The 15,620-nt window shown below is 74.6% G+C and carries 15 protein-coding genes; 8 read left to right on the plus strand and 7 right to left on the minus strand.

All coding sequences use genetic code 11. From position 1 onward, the window contains the following. Nucleotides 1-8: 8 nt before the first annotated feature. The 3 genes from AWH51_RS11365 to AWH51_RS11375 form a co-directional block, all read right to left on the minus strand. Nucleotides 9-1,577 carry an amidohydrolase gene (locus AWH51_RS11365; protein ID WP_063072184.1) on the minus strand — a complete coding sequence of 523 codons (1,569 nt, stop codon included), beginning with the start codon at nucleotides 1,575-1,577 and terminating at the stop codon, nucleotides 9-11. Continuing rightward, the gene (locus AWH51_RS11370) at nucleotides 1,574-2,242 is read right to left on the minus strand and encodes an FMN-binding negative transcriptional regulator (protein WP_063072185.1); all 669 of its coding nucleotides are present in this window, start codon (nucleotides 2,240-2,242) and stop codon (nucleotides 1,574-1,576) included. The genes AWH51_RS11365 and AWH51_RS11370 overlap by 4 nt, the downstream gene beginning before the upstream one ends. Before the next feature lie 115 nt (nucleotides 2,243-2,357). Beyond that, on the minus strand, nucleotides 2,358-4,073 hold the full coding sequence (locus AWH51_RS11375) for an AMP-binding protein (protein ID WP_063072186.1): 1,716 nt from the start codon (nucleotides 4,071-4,073) through the stop codon (nucleotides 2,358-2,360). 124 nt (nucleotides 4,074-4,197) lie between these two features. On the opposite strand from AWH51_RS11375, the gene AWH51_RS11380 reads away from it, so the two are divergent. Then, nucleotides 4,198-5,034, plus strand: a complete 837-nt coding sequence (locus AWH51_RS11380; protein WP_063072187.1) for an alpha/beta fold hydrolase — start codon at nucleotides 4,198-4,200, stop codon at nucleotides 5,032-5,034. Between the two features lie 42 nt (nucleotides 5,035-5,076). Here the strand turns inward: AWH51_RS11380 and AWH51_RS11385 are convergent, their stop codons facing one another. Next, on the minus strand, nucleotides 5,077-5,424 hold the full coding sequence (locus AWH51_RS11385) for a LysR family transcriptional regulator (protein WP_063072188.1): 348 nt from the start codon (nucleotides 5,422-5,424) through the stop codon (nucleotides 5,077-5,079). 117 nt (nucleotides 5,425-5,541) lie between these two features. Between AWH51_RS11385 and AWH51_RS11390 the strand changes: the two genes are divergently transcribed. From AWH51_RS11390 to AWH51_RS11415, 6 genes are all read left to right on the plus strand, one after another. Then, nucleotides 5,542-6,162 (plus strand): (deoxy)nucleoside triphosphate pyrophosphohydrolase, encoded by a 621-nt coding sequence (locus AWH51_RS11390; RefSeq protein ID WP_063072189.1) that lies wholly within the window; start codon nucleotides 5,542-5,544, stop codon nucleotides 6,160-6,162. Nucleotides 6,163-6,410: 248 nt separating this feature from the next. Then, nucleotides 6,411-7,319, plus strand: coding sequence for a dienelactone hydrolase family protein (locus AWH51_RS11395; RefSeq protein WP_063072190.1), 909 nt, complete (start codon nucleotides 6,411-6,413; stop codon nucleotides 7,317-7,319). A gap of 248 nt (nucleotides 7,320-7,567) precedes the next feature. Continuing rightward, a complete protein-coding gene (locus AWH51_RS11400) occupies nucleotides 7,568-8,992 on the plus strand; it encodes a threonine/serine ThrE exporter family protein (protein WP_254654549.1) in 1,425 nt (474 codons plus the stop codon). Then, nucleotides 8,989-9,612: a histidine phosphatase family protein gene (locus AWH51_RS11405; RefSeq protein WP_063072192.1), complete on the plus strand. Its 624-nt coding sequence runs from the start codon at nucleotides 8,989-8,991 to the stop codon at nucleotides 9,610-9,612. The genes AWH51_RS11400 and AWH51_RS11405 overlap by 4 nt, the downstream gene beginning before the upstream one ends. 140 nt (nucleotides 9,613-9,752) lie before the next feature. Continuing rightward, a complete protein-coding gene (locus tag AWH51_RS11410) occupies nucleotides 9,753-10,988 on the plus strand; it encodes an amidohydrolase (RefSeq protein WP_063072193.1) in 1,236 nt (411 codons plus the stop codon). 35 nt (nucleotides 10,989-11,023) lie between these two features. After that, nucleotides 11,024-11,263, plus strand: coding sequence for a PLDc N-terminal domain-containing protein (locus tag AWH51_RS11415; RefSeq protein ID WP_063072194.1), 240 nt, complete (start codon nucleotides 11,024-11,026; stop codon nucleotides 11,261-11,263). Between the two features lie 54 nt (nucleotides 11,264-11,317). On the opposite strand, the gene AWH51_RS11420 is transcribed toward AWH51_RS11415, so the two are convergent. Next, a complete protein-coding gene (locus tag AWH51_RS11420; protein WP_063072195.1) occupies nucleotides 11,318-11,809 on the minus strand; it encodes a DoxX family membrane protein in 492 nt (163 codons plus the stop codon). 205 nt (nucleotides 11,810-12,014) lie between these two features. On the opposite strand from AWH51_RS11420, the gene AWH51_RS11425 reads away from it, so the two are divergent. Then, nucleotides 12,015-13,016, plus strand: coding sequence for a trypsin-like serine peptidase (locus AWH51_RS11425; protein WP_063072196.1), 1,002 nt, complete (start codon nucleotides 12,015-12,017; stop codon nucleotides 13,014-13,016). A 90-nt stretch (nucleotides 13,017-13,106) separates the two neighbouring features. Here the strand turns inward: AWH51_RS11425 and AWH51_RS11430 are convergent, their stop codons facing one another. Both AWH51_RS11430 and AWH51_RS11435 read right to left on the minus strand, forming a co-directional pair. Further along, nucleotides 13,107-14,240, minus strand: coding sequence for a hypothetical protein (locus AWH51_RS11430; RefSeq protein WP_063072197.1), 1,134 nt, complete (start codon nucleotides 14,238-14,240; stop codon nucleotides 13,107-13,109). Then, entirely contained in the window at nucleotides 14,237-15,400 is a 1,164-nt protein-coding gene (locus tag AWH51_RS11435) for a hypothetical protein (RefSeq protein ID WP_063072198.1), read from the minus strand. The genes AWH51_RS11430 and AWH51_RS11435 overlap by 4 nt, the downstream gene beginning before the upstream one ends. Nucleotides 15,401-15,620: the final 220 nt, after the last annotated feature.

Below are 15,620 nucleotides of genomic sequence, written 5' to 3' on the forward strand. Positions count from 1 at the left end.
TCCTCGGGTCAGCTCCCGAGCGTGTCGTGCGTGAACCGGCCGCCGAGCAGGGTGGCGGACACGCGCATGGCCCGCAGGTCGTCGGCGGTGGTGGCGTCGGCGAGCGGATCCCGCTCCACGATCGCGAGGTCGGCCCGCTCCCCCGGCGCCACGCGCGTGCGCACCGACGCGTCGAGCGCGGCGGCCCGGTCGATGGCCTGCTCGGGGTGCCACGGCGCCCGGCCGTCGCGCGACCGGCCGACCGCGGCGGACATCGTGGCCCACGGATCCAGCGGCGCGACCGGCGCGTCGGAGCCGAGCGCGAGGCGCGTGCCCGCGGCGCGGAGGTCGGCGAGCGCGAACGCGCGGCCCGTGCGGCCGGCCCAGTAGACGTCGGCGACGTCGCGGTCGTCCATCGCGTGCTCGGGCTGGACGCTCGCGACGACGCCGAGCGCCGCGAAGCGCGCCACGTCCTCGTGCGTGAGCAGCTGGGCGTGCTCGATGGATCCGGACGTGCCGTCCGCGTCGCGGTGCGTGCCCCGGAGCTCCTCGTCGAGGTGCGCGAACGCGTCGAGCGCGAGCCGGTTGGCGTGGTCGCCGATGGCGTGGATGGCGGGCCGGAGCCCCTGCCGGGCGGCGCGCAGCATCAGCCCGCGCAGCTCCTCGGGCGGCACGGAGAGCGTGCCGCAGGCGCCGCCGTGCGCGTCGCCGCCCTGGCCGTCGAGGTCGGGGTACGGGTCGAAGCAGTACGCGGTGCGGGTGTTGAGGGATCCGTCGGTGACGACCTTCGCGGGCCCGACGCGCACGAGGCCGTGCGTGCCCGGGATCACGTCGCCGGTGCGGAGGCCCTCGTCGCGCGCCCGGTCGAGGTCCTGCGGCCAGATGCCGCACTCCACGCGGAGGGCGCCGTGCCCGAGGGCGGCGAGGCGGCGCCAGCGATCCGGGTTCCAGTCGATCTCGAGGTCGACCACGCCGACGACCCCGCGGCGGGCGGCGTCGCGGGCGACCTCCACGGCCTGCGCGTCGAGCGAGGCGGCGTCGCCCTCCTCCACGCGGTACATGAAGGCGAAGCAGTCGTCCTCGCGCAGGAGGCCGGTCGGGTGGTCGCCGTAGCCGTGCGGCGCGAGGGCCGCCGAGCTCGCCCAGCAGCAGTGCAGGTCGCCGCTCACGAGGAGGACGGGGGTGTCGCCCGCGACGGCGTCGAGCAGGTGCTTGGTGGGGAGGTCGGGCCAGAGGCCGTCGCGGAACCCGTAGCCGACGAGCGCCTCGCGGACGCCGCCGCCCGGGCCCGTCACGGCGCCGCCGGACGCGGCGACGCGCGCGGCGAGCGCGTCCCGCACGAGCGCGACGGCCTCCGCGGCGGACGACACCCGGGAGAGGTCGAGGCGGCGGGACACCTTGGTCCACTGCGTGAAGTGCACGTGGTTGTCCCAGAGGCCGGGGATCACGAACCGGCCGTCGAGCGCGCGGACCTCGGCTCCGGCGGGGTCGGCGGATCCGGCGGGCCCGACCGACGCGACGATCCCGTCGCGCACGAGCACGTCGACGGGCGCGGCTGACCCGGCCACGCGTCCGCCCGCGAGCAGCAGCGCGCTCACGCGTCGCCCTCGGCGGATCCGTCGGCGTCGCGCGCCCGGGCCCGGCGCATCTCCGCGGCGAGCGCCCGGTCCGGGTACTCCGCGCCGTGCTCCAGCTCGTGGAGCACGCGCTCGACCACGTGCGGCGGCTTGTCCTGGCTGAGCTTGGCCTTGGCGACGAACCGCGTGACGACGAGCCGGAGGCCCACGGTGCCCGCGCTGATGCGCGCGGAGTAGGCGGCGTCGGCGGCCGTGCCCGCCATGCGGCGCGGTTCGGGCATCCGGTCCTCGAAGCGGTCGACGAGCTGCCCCAGCACGCGCAGGTTCTCCTCGGCCGACAGGATCTCGACGCGGCAGGTGAGGTGCGCGCTGATGTGGTTCCAGGTGGGCACGGCGGGGTCGGCGTCGTACCAGCCGGGCGAGACGTAGCCGTGCGGGCCCTGCACGATGACGAGCACCTCGCCGTCGGGGCCGCTGCGGAGCCCGAGCTCGTGGATCCGCTCGTCGGGTCGGCCCACGTGGGTGAGCAGCACGAGGTCGTCGCGGGCCGGATCGAGCAGCACCGGGTAGTGCGAGGCGACGAGCCCGGCGCCCGTGCCGCTGACGATCGTGGCCCACGGGTTCTCCGTCACGAGCCGGCGGATCTCGCCCTCGTCCTCGAGCGCGTACGACGGGTTCTCCCTCACCGGGCGGCCCGCCGCGGCTCGGGGGCGGGCGAGGACGCGAGGGGCATGACGGGATGCTACCGGCCGTCGGGGGCGCGTCGTCGCCCGCCGCGACGACGGGTCCGGGCGCCGGCGATCAGCGCGCCCGGAGCCCCGGGAACTGGTCGTCGCGCCACTCGCCGACGAGCCGCTCGCCCGCGTCGGCGGCGTCGACCTCGCGCTGCCGGAGCTCCACCCGCCGGATCTTCCCCGAGGCCGTCTTCGGCAGCTCGCCGAACTCCACGCGGCGCACGCGCATGAACGCCGGGCACCGCTCGCGCGCGTGCCTCAGCACGCCGAGCGCGGTCTCCTCGTCGGGCTCCCACCCGGCCGCGAGGTGCACGTAGGCCTTGGCGACGTTGAGCCGCACGGCATCCGGCGCGCCGACGACCGCGGCCTCGGCGACGGCCGGGTGCTCGATGAGCACGCTCTCGACCTCGAACGGCGAGATCTTGTAGTCGGAGGACTTGAAGATGTCGTCGGTGCGGCCGATGAAGGTGATGGTGCCGTCCGGATCACGTCGGGCGACGTCGCCCGTGTGGAAGAGGCCGTCGCGCATCGCCTCGGCGGTGCGCTCCTCGTCGCCGAGGTACCCGGCCATGAGGTTGACGGGCCGGGTGGCGAGGTCGAGGCAGATCTCGCCCTCGTCGGCGCGCTCGCCCGTGACCGGGTCCACGAGCACGAGGTCGACGCCCGGCAGCGGCGTGCCCATCGAGCCCGGCACGACGGGGTCGCCGGGCGCGTTCGCGACGATGGCCGTGGTCTCCGTCTGGCCGTAGCCGTCGCGGATCACGAGCCCCCACCACTCCTCGATGCGCGCGATGACCTCGGGGTTGAGCGGCTCTCCGGCCGACATGATCTCGCGCAGCCGCCCCGGCCGCTCCCGGATGCCCGCCTGGATGAGCATCCGCCACACGGTCGGCGGCGCGCAGAACGTCGTCACCTCGGCGCGGTCGAGCTGCTCCACGAGCGCGTGCGCGTCGAACCGCGCGTAGTCGTGCACGAACACGGTGGCCTCGGCGATCCACGGCGCGAAGAAGCAGCTCCACGCGTGCTTGCCCCAGCCGGGCGAGCTGATGGCGAGGTGCACGTCGCCGGGCCGCAGGCCCAGCCAGTACGCGGTCGTCAGGTGCCCGACCGGGTACGAGACGTGCGTGTGCACGACCATCTTCGGCTTGCTCGTGGTGCCCGAGGTGAAGTAGACGAGCGCCGGATCCGTGGACGCGACGGCCACGCGCACCGGCTCGGCGGGCGCGTGGTCGGCCGCGCGGTAGTCGGTCCAGCCGGCGGTCGCGGGCGCGTCGTCGCTCGCGCCGATCGCGATGCGCAGGAACGCGCCCGGCACCTCGTCGAGCACGGCGGTGTGCGCGGCGTCGGCGATCACGGCGCGGACGCCCGCGCGCTCGACGCGGTCGGCGAGGTCCGCGGAGCCGAGCACGGTCGAGGTGGGCAGGATCACGGCGCCCGCCTTCATGATCGCGAGCATCGTCTCCCACAGCTCCACCCGGTTGCCGAGCATGAGCATGACGTGGTCGCCCTTGCGCACCCCGAGCCCCACGAGCCAGGTCGCGACGCGGTCGGAGCGCGTCGCCATCTCGTCGAAGGTGACGCTCCGCTCGGAGCCGTCGCCCGCCACGACGCGCAGCGCCACCCGGTCGTTCCCCCGCGCTACGCAATCGAACCAGTCGACCGCCCAGTTGAAGGACTCCCCCACGTCCGGCCACGCGAAGCGCGCCGCCGCGCCTGTCCGGTCGGTGCGCATCTCCTGCAGGAGGTCACGGGCGGCGCGGTAGGAGGAGTTGGCTTCGGTCATGGGTCCATCCTGCTGGCAGCGCCCCGGTGCGTGCCGCAGGTGATCCGGGAACCGCACCGCCCGGCGGACGGCTCCGGAGCGACCGAGCGCTGCACGAACCCACCGAAGACGGAAGGACGATCGCATGACCGAGATCACCGCCCACCACGGGCTCCTGAAGGACACGAACCTGCACGTCGACGACACCGGCGGATCCGGCCGCCCCGTCGTCCTCATCCACGGCTGGCCGCTGTCCGGCGAGTCGTGGAAGAAGCAGGTGCCCGCGTTCGAGGCCGCCGGCTACCGCGTCATCACCTACGACCGCCGCGGCTTCGGCCGAAGCGACAAGCCGCTCACGGGCTACGACTACGACACCTTCGCGTCGGACCTCGACGCGCTGCTCACCGCGCTCGACCTCCGCGACGTGACCCTCGTCGGGTTCTCGATGGGCGGCGGCGAGATCGCCCGCTACATCGGCACCCGCGGCGAGGAGCGCCTCCACAGCGTGGTCTTCGCGTCCGCCGTGCCGCCGTACCTGGAGAAGACCGACGACAACCCGGACGGCCCGCTCACGAAGGACGCCGCCGCCGAGATGACCGCCGGCCTCACGAAGGACGAGGACTCCTTCTACGACGAGTTCACGACCGGGTTCTTCTCGGCGAACGGGGTGCTGAAGGTCACGGAGGCCGAGCGCCAGGAGGCCATCGCCCTCGCGCACCAGTCGAAGAAGCACGCGGCGCTCGCGTCGATGGCCGCCTTCGCGACCACGGACTTCCGCGACGACCTCACGAAGGTCACGGTGCCGACGCTCGTCATCCACGGCGACAGCGACGCGACCGTGCCGTTCGAGGGATCCGGCGAGCGCACCCACCGCGCCATCGCGGGCTCCGAGCTGCACGTCGTGGAGGACGCCCCGCACGGCGTCACGGTCAGCCACCCCGAGGAGTGGAACCAGGCCGTGCTGGAGTTCCTGAAGAAGTAGGACGCACCACCGCTAGCGCAGGGGCGCTGATCCGATCCCGGGTCAGCGCCCCTGCGTGCGCTTGTACGGCTTGGGCTGGCCCTTGACCACGGGCGCACGGCCCTGCCCCTTGGAGGCCTTCGCCTTGCCGCCGGCGGGCGGCTTCGGCGCCTCGGGCGGGGTGGACGGCTTCGCGAGCTCCTCGAGCGCCTCCTCGTAGGCGAGGCGGCCGGTCTTCGTGAGCCGCGTCTCGGTGCTCTGCGGGTCGAACACGGCCTTGCCGTAGTGCTCCTCGACCGCGCGGATGGAGGAGGCGAGCTTCGCGCGCGAGATGCCGAGCTGATCCGCCGCCTTCGGGTGGTGCAGCACCTCGGCGGCGACCACGAAGTGACGCTGGTGGCTGATCTTCACGTGCGTGAGCCTCTCGTCGCGGCGGATGCCGGACCCCCACGGTACAGGGCGGGTGCCGCCGCCCCGGGCGCGGCCGGTAGCGTCGACGCGGGCGGACGGCCCGGACGGAGGCGCGACATGGCGGGACTCGAGGTCGTGGCGGCCGTGCTGATCCGCGACGGGCGCGCCCTCGCCTGCCGCCGGGCGCCCCACACGTCCAGCGCCGGCACGTGGGAGTTCCCCGGCGGCAAGGTCGAGCCGGGCGAGACGCCACAGGAGGCCCTCGCGCGCGAGATCCGCGAGGAGCTCGGGATCGACGTGACGGTCGGCGCGGTCGTCGACCGCTCCGAGGTGCCCGTCGGCGACCGGGTGATCGACCTCTCGTGCTACCTGGCGGATCCGGTCGGCGAGCCGCCGACGTCGAGCACCGACCACGACGAGCTGCGCTGGGTGCCGCTCGCGGACCTCGGCGGGCTCGACTGGTCGGCGCCGGACCTCCCCACGGTGCGGCGGCTGGTGCTCCGGGCGCGGCACCCCGACGCCGACTGGGTGATCGCCGTCGGCGCGACGCCACCGGCCCGCGATCCGTCCCGGGACGCGCACGCCGCGCGCCTCGCGGAGCTGGCGGCCGGGTACGCGCGCGGCTTCGCCGACCTCCGGGAGGGCGTGCGGGCCGCGCATGCCGACGGGCTCGACGAGCACCGCATCGCCGCGGCGGCGGGGCTGACGCTGGCCGACGTGCGCGCGCTGCTCGGCTGAGCGCGGTCGGGAGGTCCCGCTCGGGCGCGGATCCCGGCTCGGTTGGGGGCGCGCAGCGGGAGCGGACGCCCGGGTCGCCTGATGCGCCCGCGTGGGGCACACGGGGGCATCGAGCGGGGCATTCATCCCCAGGCATCGCAGCTGGGGATGACCGGCACGCATTCCCAGGCGCGAGCCCCTAACGTCCAGCAGCACCCTGCCCGAGGCGTCTGCCCGGGCTCCCCCTCACCACGAACAGAGAGACACCCATGTCCGTCATGTCCTCCCCGCTCCGCCGCTCCGCGGTCGTCGCCACCGTCGCGCTCGTCGCCACGCTCGCGATCCCGACCGCCGCGCAGGCCTCCGCGCCCGCCCACCGCGCGTCCACCTCGCACAGCACCGTCGCCCAGAACCACCACCACGCGCCCTTCGCGGTCCGCACCACCGTCGTCCCGAAGACGGCCGTGAAGACGTTCGGCGGCGGCGTCATCTACACGCCGCAGGACACCGGCAAGCCCGTCCTCGGCGCCGTCGTCATCACGCCCGGCTTCACCGACACGAACGCCGACGAGAAGGAGATGGCGGAGCTCGTCGCCTCGCAGGGCTTCGTCGCCTTCGCGATCGACACGCTCGACGTGGGCGATCTCCCCGACCAGCGCGCCACCGAGATCCTCGCCGCGGCCGACTACCTCACCGACCAGAGCGCGGTGAAGTCCCTGGTCTCCGCGAAGGACCTCGGCTTCATCGGCTACTCGTTCGGCGGCGGCGGCACCTTCCAGGCCGCGCAGGCTCGTCCATCCGTCAAGGCCGCGATCGGGCTCATGCCGTTCGACATCCCCGACGTGAACGACCCGAACGCGACGACCCCGTCGTACCCGAAGATGACGACGCCGAGCCTCGTCATCACCGGCCAGAAGGACGACGTCGCCGACCCGAAGTACATGGGCAAGCCCATCTACGACTCCATCCCCGTCGGCACGCCGAAGCAGTACCTCGAGCTGAAGGGCCTCGGCCACGCCGCCGGCGAGCACGTGCCGGTCGCCACGATCCGCGTCGCGGTCACGGCGTTCCTCAAGCGCTTCCTCGACGACAACCACGAGTACACGAAGTTCATCTGCCCGGCCCCGAAGGTCGAGGGGCCCATCAGCGCGTCGCTCAGCTCCTGCCCCAAGGGCTGACCCGTCCGTTCCTCCCGCGCGGCGTCCGACCCCTTCCGGGTCGGGCGCCGCGCGGGCGTGTCCCCTTCGTGACGCCTAGGGTGGGACCGATCCACCATCCGCCCCCGCTCCACGCGGGCCGGCAACCGAACGGAGCGCTGATCGCGCTGAGCACCACCCCGCCGCCCGCGGATCCGCGGCGCCCCCGCCGGGACCCCGGCGCCGCGCGTCCGCCGCGCCAGCGCCGCCGCCGCGTCAACCCGCAGGAGATGCGCGACGTCCGCGCGCGCCTCCGCGGCACCATCTACGAGGGCACCGAGCCCGCGCACGGCCGACTCGGCGACCTCTACTCCCCGCGCCAGATCGTCGACTTCTGCCTCGACCTCGGCGAGGTGATGCTCGCATCCGGCGCCGACGTGCGCGCCGTCGAGATCGCCATCGTCGCCGTGAGCACGAAGTGGAACCTCGCGCCGCTCGAGCTCGACATCACGGGCACGGCCATCACGATCCAGTACGCGCCGCACGAGGGCCCGCCGCTCGTGAAGCTGCGCGTCGTCACGGCCGAGGGCAGCGACCTGCACCGGCTGTCGCTCGTGTACCAGATCGTCGACGAGCTCCTCCACGACGACCGCGACATGACGAGCGCCGTCGACGGCCTCGTCGAGGTGCTGAAGTCGCCGCCGCGCTGGCCGTCGTGGATCACCGACGCGTCCATGGGCCTCTTCGGCGTCTCCGTCTCGCTGCAGGCCGGCGGCTCGCTCGCGGGCGCCGTGGGCGCGTTCCTCCTGATGATCGGCTCGATGGTGCTGGGCCGGCAGCTCGCCCGCCGCGGCATCCCGCCCTTCTTCGTGGTGGCCGTGCAGTCGGCCGCCGTCGCCGCGATCGGCACGCTCGCCATCTGGTCGGGCATCATGCCCGCCGGGAGCGCGGCCGCCATGGTCGCGGCCGTGGTGGTGCTGATCCTCCCCCACGTCACGATCGTCACGTGGGCGCAGGACGCCATCTCCGGGTTCCGGGCCATGGCGCTGTCGCGGGCGATGATCATCGTGCTCATCGTCGCGGGCATCGCGGTCGGCATCCCGGGCGGCCTGGCGCTCACCGCGGGCGTCGACATCGAGGTCGACCCGACCGACATCACCCTCCGCGCCCTGCCCTTCTGGATGCTGCTCATCACCACGTTCTTCGCAGCCGGCGCGACGGGGATCACGCAGGGCGCCAACGCGCGCGTGATGCCCGTGGCCATCGCCGTCGCGCTCGTGGGCACGACGTCGCTCTACGTCCTCCGCACGGCGGGCGTGCCGCTGCTCGCCGGCACGTTCCTCGTCGCGACGCTGCTCGGCGCGCTCGGGACGGTGGTCGCGGCGCGCCTCCGGGTGTCGGCCACGGCCATCGCGGTGCCCGCCTTCTGCGGTTCCCTCCTGCCGTCGCTCGCGGTCGCCTCGGCGCTGCTCAACTCGATGGCCGGCACCTCCGGCGCGACGGGCGCGTTCGTCGGCGCCATGGCCACCACGCTCGCGATCGGCGCGGGCCTCGTGCTCGGCAGCCTCCTCGCGACCCCGCAGGCCCGCCGCCACCTCCGCCGCCGCTCGAAGCGCGTGGTCGTGCAGTCGGTGCGGCTGGATACGACGCCCATCGGCATCATCCGCGACCCGGCGCTCCTCGATCCACTCCCGCGACCCGAGGAGCCCGCGTGAGGGAGATCCTCCTGGTCACGCACCCGGAGGCGACGCACCACGTCGAGGGGCGCGTCGGCGGCTGGCACGACTCGGAGCTCACGCCGCGCGGGCGCGACCAGGCCGACCGCATCGCCGACGCCGTCGCCGCGCGCGTGCCCGCGGGGACGTCGATCCTCACGTCCGACCTGCGCCGCACCCGGCAGACCGCCGACGCCGTCGCCGCGCGCGTCGGCGGACGCCCGGTGGCGGTGCCCGAGCTGCGCGAGAAGTCCTACGGCGAGGGCGAGGGGCAGCCGGACGCCTGGTTCCGGGAGCGCTTCGTCCCGCCGCCCGCGATCGGCGAGCGGATGCACCACGACGAGGGGCTCGCGGGCGCCGAGACCAAGGCCGAGTGGGTGGCCCGCGTCTACCGCGGGATGGGCGCCGTCATGGCCGACCCGGCGCCGCACGTGGTCGTCGTCACGCACGGCGGGTCGGGCACGTTCGTCATCGCCCGGTGGATCGGCATGCCGCTGACCGCGCTCGACGTGGTCGCGTTCCGCCTGCCGGCCGGCAGCATCACGCACCTGGTGGAGGACGACGTGTTCCACAACCGCACCGTGGCGACGCTCGGGGACACGGCGCATCTCCTCGACTGAGGCCCGGCACGCGAGCCCGGGCAGTGCAGCGCCGGACGGCCACCCCGCTCGGCCCGCCGGGATCCGCCCCCGAGGCCGGGCATAGCCTGGAGGGAGAGGTCCCCACGAGGGACGCCACCCACCTACGAGGAGGATCCCCGATGGACGTGCACCCCGGTGTCACCCTGCTGGACGACGACGTGCGGGACGCGCACGAGCTGTTCCGCTCGCTGCACGCGCACCCCGAGCTGTCGATGCAGGAGCACGCGACCGCCGCCGCGATCGAGGCCTACCTGGAGGCCATCGGCGCCGAGACGAGCCGCTGCGGCGGCACCGGCGTGGTCGGGATCCTCCGCAACGGCGACGGCCCCGTGGTCGCGTTCCGCGCCGACACCGACGGCCTCCCCATCCTCGAGGAGACGGGCCTCGCCCACGCGAGCCGCGACACCGGCATCGACCCGTCGGGGAAGGAGGTGCCCACGATGCACGGCTGCGGCCACGACTTCCACGTCGCCGCCGCGCTCACCACCGCGCAGGCGCTCGCCGCGAACCGCGATGCGTGGGCGGGCACGATCGTGTTCGTGTTCCAGCCCGGCGAGGAGACCGGCGAGGGCGCCCGCGCGATGCTCGCCGACGGCCTCTGGGAGAGGGCGCCGCGCCCCGAGGTGGTCCTCGGCCAGCACGTCTTCCCGCTCCCCGTCGGCATGGTCGCCACGCGCGAGGGCGCGTTCATGAGCATGAGCGACTCGTGGCGCGTGACCGTGAGGGGTCGCGGCGCGCACGGATCGCAGCCGCAGAACTCCATCGACCCGATCGTCGCCGCCAGCGCCATCGTGCTCCGCCTGCAGACCGTGGTCGCCCGCGAGCTCGACCCGCAGGCCGCGGCCGTCGTGACCGTGGGCACGTTCCAGGCGGGCACGAAGGAGAACATCATCCCCGAGCACGCGGTGCTCGGCCTCAGCATCCGGACCTTCGACCCGGCCGTGCGCGAGCGCGTGCTGGCGTCGGTGCGGCGGATCATCCTGGCAGAGGCCACGGCGAGCGGCGCCCCGGAGCCCGAGATCGAGGAGATCGTCTCGTTCCCGCTCAACCGCAACGACCCGGAGGCGACGCGCGGCGTCGTGGCGGCGCTGACGGCGCAGCTCGGCGAGGACATGGTGAAGGAGTCGCCGCCCATCATGGGCAGCGAGGACTTCGGGATCCTCGGGGAGGCCATCGGCGTGCCCACCGTCTACTGGGCGTTCGGCGGCGTGGAGCCCGAGGCGTTCGGCGGCGCCACCCCGCCGCCCGGGAACCACACGCCGCAGTTCGCGCCGACCATGGCCGGCACGATCGAGACGGGCGTCAAGGCCGCGACGGCCGCCCTGCTCTCGCGTGTCGGGACCGCCCGCGGGTAGGGTCGACCGGACACGCACACGGAGGAGGAACCACCATGTCGGATGCGCTGATCGCCGGGCTCGTCGTCGTGCCGCTCGCCCTCGCCTACGTCGCGCTCATCGTGACGGCCCTCGTGCAGGTCGTCCGCGACCGGACGCTCGCGGGGCTCTCCCGCGACCTCTGGATCGCCGCGCTCGTGCTCGTGCCGATCGTCGGCGCCATCGCCTGGTACGGCATCGGGCACCGCACGGTCGACGCGCAGCGCGCCGTCCAGCGCCTGCGCCTCGGCCTCTAGCCGTCGCCCGTCCGCTCCGCTCGGAGCAGCACCGCGCCCGCCGCTCGACCCCGGTCAGCGGCGGGCGCGCCTGTTCCGCCAGGCCGACCACGCGCCGGTCGACCACAGCGCCCAGAGCACGAGGAGCGGCTGGAACACCAGGCGGATGGCGCGGGCGGCGTCGGTCTCCAGGCCGAACGCGGGCGTGCGGGTGACGAGCTGCGAGATGTTGCCGGGGAAGATCGCGACGAAGAACGCCGCCACCACGAGCCCGACCCAGATCCGCCAGCGTCCGAGCAGCACGAGCGAGAGGCCGAGCAGGATCTCCACGACGCCCGACGCGAGCACCACGAAGTCGGGATCCATCGGCAGCCAGGTGGGCACCTGCGCCTGGAACGACTCCCGCGCGACCGTGAGGTGCCCGGTGCCGGCCATGATCAGCACGAGGCCGAGCAGGATCCGCGCGAGCGTGCGCGGGACCGAGCGGCGGCCTCCGTCCGGGGCGATGCGCGGGTCCGCCGCCCGCTGATCGGCGTCGGTCGGGCGGGAGGCGGGGCGCGAGGTCATGCCCCCAGTCTGACGCGCCGCGCGGGCCGGTCGCGCCGTCGCCCGCGCCGTGCGACGGCCGCGCGCGGCCGCATCCGTCGCCTCGTCTCGGTCCGCCTCCAGCCGCGTCGGCTGTTCGGCGTCCGCTCGCGGAGGTGCCGCCGACGGCTACCGTCGATGCCTCGGCCGCCGGTCCGGCGGTCGCTCCCCCACGGAAAGGCTGCCCATGACGCACGCGTCCCGCACCGCCGCACGGATCCTCGCCCGCACGCTCCTCCGCCGCCCGGCCCTCGCCGTGGTCGCGGGCGCTGCCGGCCTCCTCGCCCTCGTGGCCGTCTCCCCCGCATCGTCCGCCACCGCCGACGACGCCGTGCCCGCCCCCGCGACCGTCACCCGCTCCGCCGCCGAGGCGGCCGAGGCCGTCGCCTTCTGGACGCCCGAGCGGCTCGAGGGCGCGGGATCCCCCGAGCTCACGCGCGTGACCGGCACCCCGACCTCGCCGGACGACACCCCGTCCGCGGACGAGCTCACGACCTCCGCCGCCCGCGAGCAGCGCCGCGCCCGGCCGGTGATCCCGGTGGCCCAGCAGGTCGACCCCGTCCCGCACATCGGCATCGTCGCGTACGTCGTCGACGGCAAGGAGATGAGCTGCACGGGCAACGCCGTCGAGTCCGAGAACGGCCTCACCGTGGCCACCGCGGGCCACTGCGCGTTCCCCGGGAAGGACCCGTCGAGGATGGTCTTCGTGCCCGGCTACATGAAGGGCCAGCCGTACACCGTGTGGCCGGTCACCTCGGTGACGCTCGCGGCGGGCTGGCGCGAGACGCTGGATCCGGCGCGCGACACGGCGTTCCTCACGGTCGGCAGCCCCGACGGGCGCACCCTCACGGAGGCCGTCGGCGCGTCCCCGGTCGAGTTCCACCAGAAGCTCACGCACTACACGACCATCATCGGCTACCCGGCGTCGGGCCGCTTCACGGGCGACGCGCCGTTCCTCTGCAGCGGCACCGCCCGCGCCACGCACCTCGAGGGCCAGTCCGGCCAGGAGCTCGACTGCGACATGAAGGAGGGCGCGTCCGGGGCGCCGCTGTTCGACGGATCCGGCCCGGGCGCCCGCCAGTACAGCGTGCTGTCCGGCGGCCTGGAGGATCAGCCGCTCGTGGTCGCGCCCGTGTGGGACCGCGTCATCGAGGCGGCGTACCGGGCCGCGCAGGCGCACGTCGCCTGATCCCGTGCGGGTCGCGCGCCCTCTCCGCGAGGGCGCGCGACCTCCCCGCGAGGGCGCGCGGTCGGGGCCGCCCGGGGCGCGTCATCCCCGTCAGTCGAGCACCAGCACGGCCACGATCCCGGCCGCGAACAGGAGCAGGGGCACGCCCACCGCGATGACGCCGCCGAGCGTCGGCGTCATCCGCAGTCGGCGCACCGGCCGCGGACGGGATGCGCGGTCCGGCTCCGGCAGGCCCACCGCCCGCAGCACGGCGTCGAGCGCGGACGGGTCCTCGGGACGCTCGATCGGGTCGGCGCGCCAGCGCTCCCACCGGTCGACCTTGGCGACCAGCGCGGTCGTCGCCTCGATCACGTCGCGCCAGCGCTCGGGGTCGCGCGTCACGACGTCGTCGGACGAGGTGAGCAGCAGCCGGTCGCCCACGACCTCGACGTCGAGGCCGCGCACCCGGTCGATGAGCAGGGCGAGGATGTCGGGCGTGAAGAGGTAGAGCGCGTCGCGCTCGCTGCCGGCCGGGCAGTACAGGGCGAAGTGGCGGTCGACGTCGCCCTCGAACGACAGGCGCTGCTCCCGCTCCGGCCGCGACATCATCGTCAGCGCCCGCCGCAGGAGACCCCGCCGCGCGATCACGCGGATGTGCGGCATCTCGTGCGCGAGCCGGATCATCGCGTACCCGCCGAAGCGCGGCGCCCCCTCGCGCCGGCCCGCCGTGACGATCTCGTGGTTCCCGAACTCGACGCCGGGAGCCGAGGTCGGCCGCATCACCCGGGTGAGGTCGAAGTAGCGGCGCGCCGATCCGAAGTGCCCGTCGGACATCGGCCCCGGCAGGTACGTCATGCCGTTCGCCTCGGCGAAGCGCGCGAGCCGGAGGTGCGCGCGGTACCCGCCGCGGCGCTCGCGCGAGCGGGTCACCCAGCTGCCGAAGACGACCAGCAGGATCGCGGGCAGGGCGCCGATCAGCGCCTGCCAGGCCGCCTCGCTCGCGGCATCGGGGGCGCCCTCCTCGAGGGTCTCGGCCATGATCCCCGCGAGCAGGACCACCATGAGGGCGCTCGCGCCGGCGATGACGACCATGAGCGCGGTCCGCGCCTTCACGCCGATCCCCTCCGCCTCCGGGTGCGCGCGGCGGAAGCGGCGGCGGAAGGCGCGCAGGTCAACCCACCGGATCCGGTCGGTGAGCGGATCCGTGTCGAGCCGCGCCCGGGTGAGCGCCCGCTCGCCCGTCACGGCAGCGTCGTGATGAGGAAGCCGGCGCCGAAGAAGGCCGCGGCGAGCGCGATCAGCAGGAGCAGGCCGACCGTCGGCCGGTTGCGGAGGCGGTGTCCGGCGGCCGCGACCCCGCGCGACCGGCGGGCGCGCCGACGGGCCTTCCCGGGCGGCGGCACGGCGAGCGCCTCGTCGGACGCCGTGAGCACCGACGCCTCCTCGCCCTCGAGCGACAGCAGCCGGTCGTCGCGCCAGCGCTCCCACCGGTCGACCTGGGCCATGAGCGCGGCGGTCGCGTCGATCACGTCGCGCCAGCGCGCGGGATCGAGCGTCACCATGTCGGCCGGCGAGCGCAGCAGCAGCCGGTCGCCGCGGATCTCCACGTCGAAGCCGCGCACCCGGTCGACGAGCACCGCCATCACGTCGGGCGTGAAGAGGTACAGGGCGTCGCGCTCGTACCCCTCAGGGCAGTACAGCGCGGCGTGCCGGTCGAAGTCGCCCTCGAGCTCCAGGCGCTGGTCGCGGGCCACGTCGAGGGTCGGCGTCATGGCGCGGCGGAGGCGCGTGCGGGTTGAGATGACCTGGATGTGCGGCAGCTCGCGTCGCAGCCCGATCATCGCGTAGCCGCCGTACTGGGTGATGCCCGCGGCCTTCGATGCGCTGCTGAGCTCGTGGTTGCCGAACTCGACCGGGCGGGCCGTGCGCGGCCGCATCACGCGCGTCACGTACATCCCGCGGGAGGCGGGCTCGCCCATGTGCGCGTCGCTGATCGGGCCCGGCACGTAGCTCAGCCCGTTGACCCGGCCGAAGCGGGCGAGGCGGTAGTGGGAGCGGATCCGGCTGCGGCGTCGGCGGGTGCGGACGAGGCGCCACGCGAAGAAGACGCCGACGCCGAACATCGGCAGCGCGAACACGGACATGCCGAGGGCGTCGCCGCGGGTCTCGGGGTCGTCCGTGAACATCGCGCCCAGCGCGCCGGTGAGGAGCAGGACGCCGCCGAGCGGGATGGAGACGACGGCGAGGATCCCCTGGGCGATGCGGCCGAGCGCGAACAGCGGCGAGACGAGCACCGGGAACCGGGCGGTGAACTCGCGGCGGAACCGGCGGAGGTCGGCGCGGTCGATGCGGCCGGTCAGCGGCGTCGTGTCCAGCTGCGGCCGGCTGGGCGCGTGCGTCGTCATGGATCCCCTCGTCCCGCGGCGTCGCGGCCGCGCTCCCACCGTACCGAGGGCGCCGGTCGCGATCGGGCGCGCGGACGCCCCCAGGTCGGGCGGCACGGCGACGCGCGTCGCGGCCCTCAGCGCGGGAAGGGCGTCGCGCCCACATTCTCGTAAACGGACACCAATCCGTTGGAGGAAATGAGCAACTTCTCTTGTAGCCCAAGACCCTTAGCCACCGCGC

Source organism: Clavibacter tessellarius (assembly GCF_001618005.1).
GTDB classification, from domain to species: domain Bacteria; phylum Actinomycetota; class Actinomycetes; order Actinomycetales; family Microbacteriaceae; genus Clavibacter; species Clavibacter tessellarius_A.

What these genes read in the sequence shown, in the direction of transcription:
- AWH51_RS11375 (WP_063072186.1), bottom strand. Translation starts at nt 4,073, where the DNA reads ATGACCGAAGCCAACTCCTCCTACCGCGCCGCCCGTGACCTCCTGCAG.
- AWH51_RS11380 (WP_063072187.1), top strand. Translation starts at nt 4,198, where the DNA reads ATGACCGAGATCACCGCCCACCACGGGCTCCTGAAGGACACGAACCTG.
- AWH51_RS11390 (WP_063072189.1), top strand. Translation starts at nt 5,542, where the DNA reads ATGGCGGGACTCGAGGTCGTGGCGGCCGTGCTGATCCGCGACGGGCGC.
- AWH51_RS11395 (WP_063072190.1), top strand. Translation starts at nt 6,411, where the DNA reads ATGTCCGTCATGTCCTCCCCGCTCCGCCGCTCCGCGGTCGTCGCCACC.
- AWH51_RS11400 (WP_254654549.1), top strand. Translation starts at nt 7,568, where the DNA reads ATGCGCGACGTCCGCGCGCGCCTCCGCGGCACCATCTACGAGGGCACC.
- AWH51_RS11410 (WP_063072193.1), top strand. Translation starts at nt 9,753, where the DNA reads ATGGACGTGCACCCCGGTGTCACCCTGCTGGACGACGACGTGCGGGAC.
- AWH51_RS11415 (WP_063072194.1), top strand. Translation starts at nt 11,024, where the DNA reads ATGTCGGATGCGCTGATCGCCGGGCTCGTCGTCGTGCCGCTCGCCCTC.
- AWH51_RS11420 (WP_063072195.1), bottom strand. Translation starts at nt 11,809, where the DNA reads ATGACCTCGCGCCCCGCCTCCCGCCCGACCGACGCCGATCAGCGGGCG.
- AWH51_RS11425 (WP_063072196.1), top strand. Translation starts at nt 12,015, where the DNA reads ATGACGCACGCGTCCCGCACCGCCGCACGGATCCTCGCCCGCACGCTC.
- AWH51_RS11435 (WP_063072198.1), bottom strand. Translation starts at nt 15,400, where the DNA reads ATGACGACGCACGCGCCCAGCCGGCCGCAGCTGGACACGACGCCGCTG.